The following is an 11,658-nucleotide window of genomic DNA, read 5'->3' as shown; positions in this document are numbered from 1 at the left end:
TTTTACGTTCACTTCTATTGAATAGGGGGGATATAGGGTGCGCCCCTGTCTGCGCTGGCAGGGGCGCGGTATCAGGAAACGGCCGTGCCGTTTGTTTTTACCGTGAAACTTCCTCTTGATAAGCGGATGTTGATATCCGAAACTTTGGCGATTTGTTCGTCGTGCGTGACCATGATGACGCATTTGCCGCCTTTATGCGCCAGGTCCTGAAAGAGCCGGACGATTTCCTTTGACGTATCCTCGTCGAGATTTCCCGTCGGCTCGTCCGCGCAAATCAAATCCGTGTCACAGCAGAAAGCCCGCGCAATCGAAACCCGCTGCTGCTGTCCTCCGCTTAATGTCAGCACCCGCTGCCGGGCCTGCTGTTCCGTGATGCCGACCCTTTCCAGCATGCTGAGCGCGAACGCATCTTTGTTTTTCCCCTTAGAACCGGTAATCTCCATCGCCGTTGTGACGTTCTGGAGCGCCGTCATATACGGAATCAGATTATAAGATTGAAAGACGATAGAAACATATTGATTTCTGAATTTAGTTAATCCGATTTTGGAGATGTCTTCTCCGTTATAAAGGATGCTTCCCTCTTTAGGTGTATCAAGGCCGCCCGCCAGTGACAGAAACGTGGTTTTTCCCGTTCCGGAGGCGCCGGCAATTGTATAAAACTTCTCTTTTTCAAAGCTGATCGTTATATTCTGAAACAGCGGCTGTGTTTTGTCTTTGTACCAATAGCCGGCCTGCTGAAAGGTTAATAAGCTCATTACGCTGCCTCCTCTTATTCCTGCTTGGTCAGAATGGTTTTAGGATGAAGCCGCATGACTGATACAGACGGCAGTAATGTGGCGATGACGGCAATCGCGATGCCGATTCCGCCAAGAATCAGAAGATCATTCAGCGAGACGTTTACCTGCATCGTACTGATGACGTCCGCGCTGGATGAATGCTGGCCGAACATGCCGCCTCTGTGCGACATTTCTCCGCCGCCCCAGCCGCCTGCTGATTGCTGCTGTGAATCATCGGCTGAGCTGATCTGCTGGGAAAGAAGCTGGTTTCCGAGCTGATTCGCCACAAGGCTGCCTGCTGCGGATGCGATGCCGATGGCAATGACAGCGACAGCCAGAATTTCCGTTAAAAATTGTCCGATGAGCTTCCAGCGCTTTTCACCGATCGCCATTAAGACACCCATTTCATATTTGCGTTCCCTGATCGACATCATCACGATTAATCCGAGAATGACCGCGCCCGCGATGGATACCAGATACACCACGCTTTTAGAAAACGATGCGACATTTTCAATCGGGCCGACCATTTGCTGATACACCTGATCGTTCGCCGTCAGCGTGTAGGTGTTATAATCTATGGATGTTTTTTTCGCAGCCGCAACGAATGAGTCAATATATTTGGCATCATCCATGTAATAAACGGCTGAACTGATGTTGTTTTTGTTATCAGATCCTTTTAACGCCGCCGCGGCGGTGTAAGGTGTATAGATTTTATTGTCAGGATTTAAGAACGAAAAATGCTGTGCCTGATCGTCTCCTGATGATGTTGTTTTATAGATTCCCACAATTTTAAGCTTCGTTTTCACCGAATCATCTGTCGCTGAAGAAACCGTGATGGAGCCGCCGACCTTCAGCTTGTTTTGATCTGCCAGCGTTTCATTGATCACGGCGACTTTTGCGTCCGCATCTGTTTTTGTGATATTGCGTCCGTCAGTGATTTTTGAGCCGCCGCTCGTGAAATCGTCAAGCAATGCCGCAGAGAGCACGCCTTCGACCGAAATATCCGCTGAAATCATCTGTCTTCCGCCGCCTTGAAAACGGCTGCCGCCGGAATTATTATTGGCTGACTCGTCTGAGCTTTCAATCGCCTCAAAGCTTTCTGCATTTGCTGACGCTGTCGTGAGAAAGTTGTAATTTTTAACGTGCTGTAAGGATGTAAGCTTCTTTGCATCCGAGACGGAAATCGGCGTTGACTCAAACGACCTCTTTTCACCGTCTTTTTGCTGCTGCGCCATTTGCTTTTGGCGGTCAGCCTGGAGTGTGACGCTTCCGCCGAGCTGCTGCCTTGCCAGTTCGCTTGATTTCTTTGCCGCAGTTTGAATCGTAAGACCGGACAGGACAAAAATGCAAATCACTGAAAACACAACCAGCTGCAAAAATGTTTTTCCCTTTTTTGCCTTCATGCTCCAAAAGGCTCTTTTTATAAAGTTCATGTCGGTTCCTCCGTGCGGGTGTCAGATATTGTAAAATAGGCCTTCTTTAGCACCGGTCATCCGATATGTATATAGTAGGAGAAATGTATGAAAAAAATATGAACAAACTATTTCCGGGTGATGAAATAAAAACTAACAATTGTGAAACGCGAAAATATCCGGGTAAAATGGTGCTATTATAAGTAAAAGCGTCAAGATAAGCGGAGGAACCAATGAAGATATTAATGATAGAAGACAATATAAGCGTATGCACCATGACGGAAATGTTCTTTTTTAAAGAAGGATTTGAAGCCGAATTTGTCCATGACGGAGTGGAAGGCTATCAGCGGTTCACAGAAGAGGAGTGGGATTTGGTCATTCTGGACATTATGCTTCCGTCCATGGATGGAGTGACGATCTGCCGGAAAATAAGAGAGACGAGCAGTGTGCCGATTATTATGCTGACCGCAAAGGACACGGAGTCTGATCAGGTGATCGGGTTTGAAATGGGGGCCGACGACTATGTCACCAAGCCGTTCAGCCCGCTGACGCTTGTAGCGCGGATTAAAGCGGTGATCAGAAGATACCGGGCGACGGGGCAGGCCGTAAAAAGCGATGACTTGATCGAAACGGCGTGTTTCTCAATCAATAAGAAGACGCGGGAAGTGTTTCTGCACGGAAAACCTGTCGAGAATCTGACACCGAAGGAATTTGATCTGCTCTTTTATCTCGCACAGAACCCGCGCCAGGTTTTTTCAAGAGAGCAGCTGCTTGAGCAGGTGTGGGGCTATCAATTTTACGGCGATGAACGTACGGTTGATGTTCATATTAAACGGCTGCGCAAAAAACTGTCCAGTGACGAAAAAACGTTTTTATACACGGTGTGGGGGGTAGGATACAAATTTGATGAGGATTAAATACTTATATCAGCTGCTGCTGAGCCATGTCAGCATTTTGATTTTGGCCTTTTTCATCATCATTTCCCTGTTTTCACATTTTGTGAAAGATTTTGCGTATCAAAACAAAGTGGATGAGCTGTCATCCTATGCCCAACAGATCACAAGTGAGCTGAACGGGCGCGAACTTGATCTGCGCCGCTTGTATCCGTATCAGGACATGTTAAAAACGCGCGAGACAAGGTTTATTATTTTTGATGAACATCAGCGGCCTTACTTTTTTCCTGACGATATGCCGCCGCGCGAGAAGCTGAAAAGCAAAGAGTGGCGCATGCTGAAGCAAGGGAAAACCGTTCAGATCAGAGCGGAGATGAATCGTTTTAATACGGAAGGCTTAGAAGTATCGCTCGTCGCAAAACCGCTTTTTATCAACAATCAATTTAAAGGCGCGGTGCTGCTCGTGTCTCCTGTCAGAGGGGTCGAGCAGATGATCAGCCAGGTCAACCGCTATATGATTTACGCGATTATCAGCACCCTTATCATCACGATTCTGTTAAGCTGGCTTTTATCTAAGTTTCACGTCAAGCGGATTCAGACATTGCGGGATGCGACGGGAAAAGTGGCTTGCGGTGATTACGATATTTCGCTCAAGAACAGCGGCGGCGATGAAATCGGCATGCTGGCGTCCGATTTCAATACGATGGCTAAAAATCTGAAGCAATCGAGAGAGCAGATTGACCGCCTTGAAAAGCGGAGGCGCCAATTTATCGCCGATGTTTCCCATGAGCTGAGAACGCCTTTGACGACCATTAACGGGCTGGTGGAGGGCCTTAACAGCAACACCATCCCGGAAAAAGATAAAGAGAAATGCTTCTCGCTGATCAGCGAAGAAACGAAGCGGATGCTCAGGCTCGTGAAAGAAAACCTGGATTATGAAAAAATCAGATCCCAGCAGATCAAGCTGGACAAGCTGAGCCTGCCGCTCATCGAGGTGTTTGAGATTATTAAAGAGCATCTCAATCAGCAGGCCGAGGAAAAACAAAACCGGCTCCGGATTGAAGCGGAGGACGGCGTCAAAGTGTTCGCCGATTATGACAGGCTGATCCAGATTCTCGTCAACATTACGAAAAACAGCATTCAATTCACGCAAAACGGAGACATTACGCTGCGCGGGTATGAAGGCTATAAGGAAACGGTTATTGAAATCGAAGACACCGGAATCGGTATTTCGAAAGAAGAAATTGAGCACATATGGGAGCGTTTTTATAAGGCGGATGTGTCCCGAACGAATACGGCATACGGCGAATACGGACTCGGCCTGTCCATCGTCAGGCAGCTCGTCGAAATGCACAAAGGCACGATAGACATTGACAGCGAAAAGGGAAAAGGCACAACCTTTACAATCCGCCTTCCGCTGAATACGAAACATGAATCATTTTAAAACCGGAAGTCCTGTTTGGCTGCCGGCTGTTTCATCTTCACTGCGAAAAATTGCGCTCTGCCGAAACAAAGTTTGCGTGTTTTTCGGGATGGAAAGACACGGAAACGTGATAAAATAACTGGTAAACAGGTCTTGGATGGGGAGGGTGAAGGAATGAAGAGCGGGTTAATTCCTTCTTCAGCAGTCGGGCAGAAGATTAACGAGTGGTATCGATACATAAGAACATTCAGCGTGCCGGATGCGGAGATCTTGAAGGCCGAGATCAAACAAGAGCTTGACCATATGGAGCCTGATTCGAACTTGGTGCTTTATTATTCCCTCATGGAATTTCGCCATCAGCTGATGCTGGACTACTTGGAGCCGCTGGAAAAACTGAAGATAGAAGACCAGCCGACCCTGTCGGAAATTCTTGATAACATTGATAACAGCCAGGCCGGACTCAAAGGGCTTCTCGATTATTACGTCAACTTTTTCAAAGGCATGTTTGAATTTGATAAAAGAGAATTTATATCAGCGATTACGTATTATAAACAGGCTGAGAAAAAACTGGCCTTCGTATCGGACCACGTGGAGCGGGCAGAGTTTTATTTTAAGGTGGCCGAAGCTTATTATCATATGAAACAAACGTATTTTTCTTTGATACATATAAAGAATGCTTATGAAATTTACGTAGAGCAGGACACATACAACGTCCGGATCATTCAATGCCATTTTGTGTTCGGCGTCAATTTAATGGATGAAAGACGTTTTGAACAGGCGGCCAAACATTTTCAGCACGCTCTGCAAATGGCTGAAAAAGAACAAAAAGCGCAGCTTGTCGGGAGGGCGCTGTATAACCTCGGACTGTGCTACTACAATCAGGACCGCACCGACGAAGCGATTCCTTACTTTGAACGGGCGGTTGATACATTTGAATCACAAAGAATCGTCAATTCTCTTCCTCAAGCATATTTTCTAATCACACTCATTTACTTTAAACTCGGAAAAAAAGATAAAGCGTCGGAATATCACAGGCGGGGATATGAATATGCTAAAGAAACAGACGATCCCGTTTACACGGTAAAATTCGAATGGCTGCAGGCTCTGTATCAGGCGAAACCGGATGAGGAAAAAATCAGCGCATGTTTCCGCTACCTGGAGAATAAAAATTTGTACGCCGATATAGAGGATTTAGCACTAGAAGCAGCTAAATATTACTATGAACAAAATTGCTTTAAAATTTCTTCTGACTATTTTCTGAAAGTCGAAGAGGCAAGAAAACAAATACAAAGGAGTGAGGGTTTGTATGAAATTGAAATCTAAATGGTTTGTTATTTGTTTAGCAGCCGCCGCGATTTTTACAGTTGCAGGTGCAGGCCAGACAGATCAGGCTGACTTCCATGTAACTGAAAGAGGAATGACGTGAGAAGAAAATAACCTGAACAAAGAAAAAGACTGCCTGAGAATGTTCTCAGCAGTCTTTTTTTGTGTGCATGGAAGCGGCTCAAAGAAAAAAAGAAAACGCCGCAGGTCAAAACCCGCAGCGTCCTCATATAGACGGAGTGATGCTTAGAAACCGCCAACAAAGGCAGTACCTACGATTACTAACAGGATAAATAAAACAACGATCAAAGCGAAAGAGCTAATTCCGCCTCCTGAGTATCCCATCATTTGCTTCACCTCCACATTGTCTATACCATACAATATGTTTCAGAAGCTGTTTTGTAAGGGATATTAGTGGACAAGAGAAAAAAGAGGCTGTGCCCTATGAGAGTAAGACCCCGGCGAAAAATTCGTCATACAGCGCCCGCACCGCGTGTTTTTCCTGTTCTTCTTTCACCCCGAACATCATGCTGACTTCCGATGATCCCTGATTGATCATCTCGATGTTGACGCCGGCTCCCGACAGCGCTTTGGATGCCCTGGCGGTTGTGCCGACATTATGGCGCATCGCTTCGCCCACTACCATAATCAGCGCCAGATTGTGCCTGACGGTGACTTCATCTGCTTGAAGTTCCTGCTTCAGACGGGTGACGAGCTTCTCTTCCAGCTCTAAGTCCATCTGATTGTGCCGAAGGATGATTGTGATATCGTCAATTCCGGATGGAACGTGCTCATACGTCAATCCCTCTTCCTCCAAAATGTGAAGGGCTTTGCGGCCGAAGCCGATTTCCCGGTTCATTAAATATTTGCTTATGTAGATGCTGCAAAAGCCCGTGTCGCTTGCGATGCCGATGACAGGCCCGTTCGTATTGTCGCGGCTGCTGACGACGCGCGTTCCTTTCGCATCAGGATTATTCGTGTTTTTAATCTGAACGGGGATGCCGGCCCGAAAAGCGGGAATCAGCGCTTCATCATGAAAAACGGAAAACCCGGCATAGGAGAGCTCACGCATTTCCCGATACGTCAGTTCGTTAATTTCTTTCGGATGCTGCACGATCGACGGGTTGACGGAATAGACGGCGTCCACATCGGTAAAGTTTTCGTACAGATCGGCCTTTAAGCCGTTGGCGAGAATGGAGCCGGTAATATCTGAACCGCTCCGGGAAAACGTCACAATCTCATTCTCCTTCGTATAGCCGAAAAAACCAGGAAAAATGATCAAGCCTTCACGGTTTCTCAGACGGTACAAATGATCATAAGACTCAGGGAGCACCTGCGCGCTGCCGGGTTCATTCGTCACAAACAGCCCCGCTTCTTTCGGGCTTACGTATTCGGCTTTCACGCCCTGCCTGCGGAAGTAGGCCGCGATCAGCTTCGCGTTATTGTCCTCGCCGCTCGCTTTCACCGCATCCATATACTGATCGGGATTGGCTTTGCTGCTGTTTAAGAGAGCGAATAAGTCACGGCGGATTCTTTCTATAATAGAGGGATCGAGATCCAGCTCGCGCGCGATGGCGGCGTACCGCTCAATGACCGCTTCGGCGAGCTCGGGAGCCGCTCCTTTTTGCAAATAATGCTCCGCACAGCGGATTAACAGATCCGTCACCTTTGTATCGTCCGAGAAGCGTTTTCCCGGCGCCGATACGACGACGGCTTTCCGCGCGGGATCGGCCGTCACGATTTGAAACACTTTCTCAAGCTGGGCTCCTGACGCAAGGGAGCTGCCTCCGAATTTTACAACTTTCATGATTTACATCCCCTAATATTTAAATTTTCTCACAAATTTAATTTTTATTATCTCTCTTTCAAAGAGGTAAATCAAGGGTTTTTTCTACGTGGAAAGCACATTTGTATTCACAGAGAGGAATTTCGTCGCTGTTTGTCAGATTTGCTTCCTTAAAGTGTGTCATCCTGTGCAAAAAATGATAAGCAGCCAAATGAAGGTTATAGTAAATCCTGCAAATTCTTGATAGACTGATTGTAAAAGAATTTAGTGTACGGCCCGCGGATGACCGCTTTTAAAAGCAAAACCGTATTGACTGCGCTTGGAAAGATGATAAGATTATAATTGTCGTTGATAATGATAATCATTACGAGTGGGGATGTATGGGAGTTGTTTGGCAATGAGTCATACCGTTTGTGATGGGTGCGGGGAGGCAGCATGAAGCTACGTTACTTACTTTTGCTACTGGCGGTATTGGCGTGTACTTCTATTTTTATCGGTGTAGAAGACTTGTCGCCGCTGGATATTTTTCATTTAAATAAAGAACAGGCAAGTACATTATTTGACAGCCGGCTGCCGCGTTTGGTGAGCATTATTATTGCCGGCATGAGCCTGAGCATCTGCGGATTAATCATGCAGCAGATCAGCCGGAATAAATTTGTATCGCCGACGACTGCGGGAACGATGGACTGGGCAAGGCTCGGGATTTTGATTTCATTAATGCTTTTTACGTCAGCGAGTCCGCTTGTGAAAATGTCTATCGCTTTTATTTTCGCGTTGGCGGGAAATTTCCTGTTCATGAAAATCCTCGAGAGAATCAAGTTCAATGATGCGATTTTTATTCCTCTCGTCGGTTTAATGCTTGGGAATATCGTCAGTTCAGTCGCCACGTTTATCGCGTATAAATACGATCTGATCCAAAATCTGTCGTCCTGGCTGCAGGGGGATTTCTCATTGGTCGTCAAAGGCCGGTACGAGCTTTTATATCTGAGTATCCCGCTTGTGATCATCGCTTATGTCTATGCGGATAAATTTACGGTGGCGGGAATGGGAGAGAGCTTTTCCGTCAATCTCGGCCTGAAATACAAACGCGTCGTCAATATCGGTCTGATTATCGTGTCGCTTATCGCTTCACTTGTGATTCTGACCGTCGGGATGCTGCCGTTTCTCGGTTTGATCATTCCCAATATCGTGTCGATCTACAAAGGGGACAACCTGAGGAGCAGTCTGCCCCACACAGCTCTCTTGGGCGCTGTTTTTGTGCTCTTTTGCGACATTTTGGGAAGGGTGATCATCTTCCCTTACGAAATTTCCATCGGCCTGATGGTCGGTGTGATCGGCAGCGGCATCTTCCTGTATATGCTGTTAAGGAGAAAAGCATATGAGTCATAATAAAAAAATTACGCTGCTGGCGGCGCTCGCCATGATATGTATCGGATTCTTTTTGTTCTACGGACTGGGCAACTGGGAATACTCCCTGCCGAGACGGTGCTTCAAAGTGCTTGCCATGATGCTCACCGGGGGAGCGATCGCATTTTCAACGGTCATCTTCCAGACGATTACAAATAACCGCATACTGACACCGGGCATTCTAGGCCTCGATTCCCTGTATATGCTCATTCAGACCGTCATCGTGTTTCTGTTCGGTTCAATGAATATCGTCATGATGAACAAAAACCTTAATTTCGTCATCTCCGTCGGGCTGATGGTGCTCTTGTCACTCGTTTTATATCAGCTCATGTTTAAAGGCGAGGGGCGGAACGTGTTTTTCCTTCTGCTTGTCGGCGTCGTGTTCGGCACGCTGTTCAACAGTCTGTCATCCTTTATGCAGATGCTGATTGATCCGAATGAGTTTCAGGTTGTTCAGGACAAAATGTTTGCCAGCTTTAACAATATCAACACCGATCTTTTAGGATTTGCCGGTGCCGTCTTTCTTCTGACAGGCATTTATGTCTGGCGGTTCACGCGGTTTTTTGACGTGCTGTCGCTCGGCAGGGAACACGCCGTCAACCTTGGGATTGATTACGATAAGCTTGTGAAACAGATGCTCATTGTCGTCGCTGTTCTTGTGTCTGTCTCTACGGCTCTTGTCGGGCCGATTATGTTTTTAGGACTGCTTGTCGTCAATCTGGCGAGAGAGTTTTTAAAAACCTTCAGGCACACGTATTTAATCGCGGGGTCTGTTCTGATCAGCATCATCGCGCTTGTCGGAGGCCAGTTCGTCGTGGAAAAAGTGTTCACGTTTTCCACAACGCTGAGCGTCATCATTAATTTTGCCGGCGGGATTTATTTTATCTATCTGCTGTTAAAGGAGAATAAATCATGGTAGAGGTCAAAAATGTAAGCAAACAATACGGCGGGAAAGTTGTCCTTGAGAAAACGTCTCTTTCCATTCAAAAGGGCAGGCTTACCTCGTTTATCGGTCCGAACGGCGCGGGAAAAAGCACGCTGCTGTCTATCATGAGCCGGCTGATTAAGACGGATTCCGGAGAAATCACGGTTGACGGTCAAGAGATCGGTTCCTGCAAAAGCAATGAGCTGGCGAAAAAAATCAGCATCCTGAAGCAGACGAACCAAATCAATATCAGGCTGACGATTAAAGACCTGGTCAGCTTCGGCCGATTTCCGTATTCCCAGGGGAAGCTGACGGATGAGGATTGGGTGCACATCAACCAGGCCCTCAGTTATATGAAGCTTGACGACTTAAAGGATAAATATCTCGATCAGCTCAGCGGAGGCCAGTGCCAGAGGGCGTTTATCGCGATGATTATCGCTCAGGATACGGATTATATTTTTCTCGATGAGCCGCTGAACAATTTAGATATGAAGCATTCCGTTGAAATGATGAAGCTGTTGAAGCGGCTTGTGGAGGACTTCGGAAAAACGGTCGTCGTAGTGATTCACGATATCAACTTCGCTTCCGTATACTCAGACCATATCGTTGCTCTGAAAAACGGCCGGATCGTCAAAGAAGGGCCGGCGGAGGAGATTATTGACACTTCCGTGCTTGAAGACATTTATGATATGACTATTCCGATTCAAGAGATTGACAGTCAGCGGATCGGTGTGTATTTTTCTTAAAAACCAGATGAGGTGAGAGACATGAAAAAATTCGCATTGCTATTTATTGCGCTCGTTACGATTTTTGTTGTTTCTGCATGCGGAAACGGGGACAAAACATCCGGCAAATCAAAAGAAATGGTCACGATTAAGGACGACATGAACAAAGAAGGAGTCAAAGTGCCGAAGAACCCGAAAAAAGTCGTCGTATTCAACTTCGGAATGCTGGACACGATGGATGAACTCGGTTTACAGGATCATGTGGCGGGACTTCCGAAACAAAACCTTCCAAAATACTTATCTTCATATAATAGTGATAAATACGCCAATACAGGCGGTTTAAAAGAACCGGATTTTGAAAAAGTCGCAGATATTGATCCGGATTTAATCATTATCGCCCACAGACAATCTGATTCTTATAAAGAGTTCTCAAGAATCGCGCCGACGATTTATCTTGATGATGACTATACAAACTACGTTGACAGATTCAAACACAACACCGAAGTGATCGGCAAAATCTTTAACAAAGAAAATGAAGTGAAAGATAAGCTTGCGAACATTGACAAGTCCATTGCCGATCTGAAGAAAAAGACAAGCAGCACGGATAAAAACGGTCTAGTGGTGATGGCGAACGACGGCAAAATCAGCGCGTTCGGATCTAAATCAAGATACGGCTTCATTCATGATGTGTTCGGCGTTAAACCAGCTGACAAAAACATCGAAGCATCACTGCACGGACAAAGCATTTCCTATGAATATATCGCCAAAACAAACCCTGATTACATGTTTGTCGTTGACCGCGGAACAGCGATCGGCACAAAATCTTCAACGAAACAAGTGGTTGAAAATGATTATGTAAAATCGGTGAAAGCCGTGAAAAACAACCATGTTGTCTACCTTGACTCAGCTACATGGTATTTATCAGGAGGCGGCCTGGAATCCATGTTGCAAATGGTGAAAGAAGTAAAAGACGGAATCGAGAAATAAA

Annotated in this window: 12 protein-coding genes; 8 read left to right on the top strand and 4 right to left on the bottom strand. The window is 46.3% G+C overall.

Going from position 1 to position 11,658, the window contains the following annotated elements; all coding sequences use genetic code 11:
• Positions 1-71: 71 nt before the first annotated feature.
• Together ACQE26_RS02390 and ACQE26_RS02385 are read right to left on the bottom strand one after the other, a co-directional pair.
• Positions 72-755: an ABC transporter ATP-binding protein gene (locus ACQE26_RS02390; RefSeq protein WP_500470560.1), complete on the bottom strand. Its 684-nt coding sequence runs from the start codon at positions 753-755 to the stop codon at positions 72-74.
• Positions 756-769: 14 nt separating this feature from the next.
• The gene (locus ACQE26_RS02385; protein WP_500470559.1) at positions 770-2,209 is read right to left on the bottom strand and encodes an ABC transporter permease; all 1,440 of its coding nucleotides are present in this window, start codon (positions 2,207-2,209) and stop codon (positions 770-772) included.
• A gap of 212 nt (positions 2,210-2,421) precedes the next feature.
• Here ACQE26_RS02385 and yclJ point away from each other — a divergent pair, with 212 nt between their 5' ends.
• The 4 genes from yclJ to phrC all read left to right on the top strand — a co-directional run bounded on the left by yclJ (position 2,422) and on the right by phrC (position 5,930).
• The gene (gene yclJ, locus ACQE26_RS02380) at positions 2,422-3,105 is read left to right on the top strand and encodes a two-component system response regulator YclJ (protein WP_016937264.1); all 684 of its coding nucleotides are present in this window, start codon (positions 2,422-2,424) and stop codon (positions 3,103-3,105) included.
• Positions 3,092-4,525 carry a two-component system sensor histidine kinase YclK gene (gene yclK / locus ACQE26_RS02375; RefSeq protein WP_162492439.1) on the top strand — a complete coding sequence of 478 codons (1,434 nt, stop codon included), beginning with the start codon at positions 3,092-3,094 and terminating at the stop codon, positions 4,523-4,525. The genes yclJ and yclK overlap by 14 nt, the downstream gene beginning before the upstream one ends.
• A 153-nt stretch (positions 4,526-4,678) precedes the next feature.
• Positions 4,679-5,827: a Rap family tetratricopeptide repeat protein gene (locus tag ACQE26_RS02370; RefSeq protein WP_045926250.1), complete on the top strand. Its 1,149-nt coding sequence runs from the start codon at positions 4,679-4,681 to the stop codon at positions 5,825-5,827.
• Positions 5,811-5,930, top strand: coding sequence for a phosphatase RapC inhibitor PhrC (phrC, locus tag ACQE26_RS02365; RefSeq protein WP_016937261.1), 120 nt, complete (start codon positions 5,811-5,813; stop codon positions 5,928-5,930). The genes ACQE26_RS02370 and phrC overlap by 17 nt, the downstream gene beginning before the upstream one ends.
• Positions 5,931-6,073: 143 nt before the next feature.
• On the opposite strand, the gene ACQE26_RS02360 is transcribed toward phrC, so the two are convergent.
• Together ACQE26_RS02360 and ACQE26_RS02355 are read right to left on the bottom strand one after the other, a co-directional pair.
• A complete protein-coding gene (locus ACQE26_RS02360) occupies positions 6,074-6,175 on the bottom strand; it encodes a YjcZ family sporulation protein (protein ID WP_500470556.1) in 102 nt (33 codons plus the stop codon).
• A 94-nt stretch (positions 6,176-6,269) separates the two neighbouring features.
• The gene (locus tag ACQE26_RS02355; RefSeq protein WP_500470554.1) at positions 6,270-7,634 is read right to left on the bottom strand and encodes an aspartate kinase; all 1,365 of its coding nucleotides are present in this window, start codon (positions 7,632-7,634) and stop codon (positions 6,270-6,272) included.
• A 414-nt stretch (positions 7,635-8,048) separates the two neighbouring features.
• Here ACQE26_RS02355 and ACQE26_RS02350 point away from each other — a divergent pair, with 414 nt between their 5' ends.
• The 4 genes from ACQE26_RS02350 to ACQE26_RS02335 are packed head-to-tail and all read left to right on the top strand — an operon-like array spanning position 8,049 to position 11,657.
• Positions 8,049-9,002: an ABC transporter permease gene (locus tag ACQE26_RS02350; RefSeq protein WP_016937258.1), complete on the top strand. Its 954-nt coding sequence runs from the start codon at positions 8,049-8,051 to the stop codon at positions 9,000-9,002.
• Positions 8,992-9,939, top strand: a complete 948-nt coding sequence (locus ACQE26_RS02345; protein ID WP_045926247.1) for an iron chelate uptake ABC transporter family permease subunit — start codon at positions 8,992-8,994, stop codon at positions 9,937-9,939. The genes ACQE26_RS02350 and ACQE26_RS02345 overlap by 11 nt, the downstream gene beginning before the upstream one ends.
• Positions 9,933-10,691 (top strand): iron ABC transporter ATP-binding protein, encoded by a 759-nt coding sequence (locus ACQE26_RS02340; RefSeq protein ID WP_016937256.1) that lies wholly within the window; start codon positions 9,933-9,935, stop codon positions 10,689-10,691. Before ACQE26_RS02345 ends, ACQE26_RS02340 begins: the two co-directional genes overlap by 7 nt.
• Before the next feature lie 21 nt (positions 10,692-10,712).
• Positions 10,713-11,657 (top strand): siderophore ABC transporter substrate-binding protein, encoded by a 945-nt coding sequence (locus tag ACQE26_RS02335; protein ID WP_438421196.1) that lies wholly within the window; start codon positions 10,713-10,715, stop codon positions 11,655-11,657.
• Position 11,658 lies beyond the last annotated feature (1 nt).

The sequence above is a fragment of the Bacillus sp. 5RYD7K genome, assembly GCF_059831465.1.
The sequence above is the reverse complement of the archived record's forward strand: the minus strand, read 5'-3'. Positions and strand labels throughout refer to the sequence as shown.

What these genes read in the sequence shown, in the direction of transcription:
- ACQE26_RS02390 (WP_500470560.1), bottom strand. Translation starts at nt 755, where the DNA reads ATGAGCTTATTAACCTTTCAGCAGGCCGGCTATTGGTACAAAGACAAA.
- ACQE26_RS02385 (WP_500470559.1), bottom strand. Translation starts at nt 2,209, where the DNA reads ATGAACTTTATAAAAAGAGCCTTTTGGAGCATGAAGGCAAAAAAGGGA.
- yclJ (WP_016937264.1), top strand. Translation starts at nt 2,422, where the DNA reads ATGAAGATATTAATGATAGAAGACAATATAAGCGTATGCACCATGACG.
- ACQE26_RS02370 (WP_045926250.1), top strand. Translation starts at nt 4,679, where the DNA reads ATGAAGAGCGGGTTAATTCCTTCTTCAGCAGTCGGGCAGAAGATTAAC.
- phrC (WP_016937261.1), top strand. Translation starts at nt 5,811, where the DNA reads ATGAAATTGAAATCTAAATGGTTTGTTATTTGTTTAGCAGCCGCCGCG.
- ACQE26_RS02360 (WP_500470556.1), bottom strand. Translation starts at nt 6,175, where the DNA reads ATGATGGGATACTCAGGAGGCGGAATTAGCTCTTTCGCTTTGATCGTT.
- ACQE26_RS02355 (WP_500470554.1), bottom strand. Translation starts at nt 7,634, where the DNA reads ATGAAAGTTGTAAAATTCGGAGGCAGCTCCCTTGCGTCAGGAGCCCAG.
- ACQE26_RS02350 (WP_016937258.1), top strand. Translation starts at nt 8,049, where the DNA reads ATGAAGCTACGTTACTTACTTTTGCTACTGGCGGTATTGGCGTGTACT.
- ACQE26_RS02345 (WP_045926247.1), top strand. Translation starts at nt 8,992, where the DNA reads ATGAGTCATAATAAAAAAATTACGCTGCTGGCGGCGCTCGCCATGATA.
- ACQE26_RS02340 (WP_016937256.1), top strand. Translation starts at nt 9,933, where the DNA reads ATGGTAGAGGTCAAAAATGTAAGCAAACAATACGGCGGGAAAGTTGTC.
- ACQE26_RS02335 (WP_438421196.1), top strand. Translation starts at nt 10,713, where the DNA reads ATGAAAAAATTCGCATTGCTATTTATTGCGCTCGTTACGATTTTTGTT.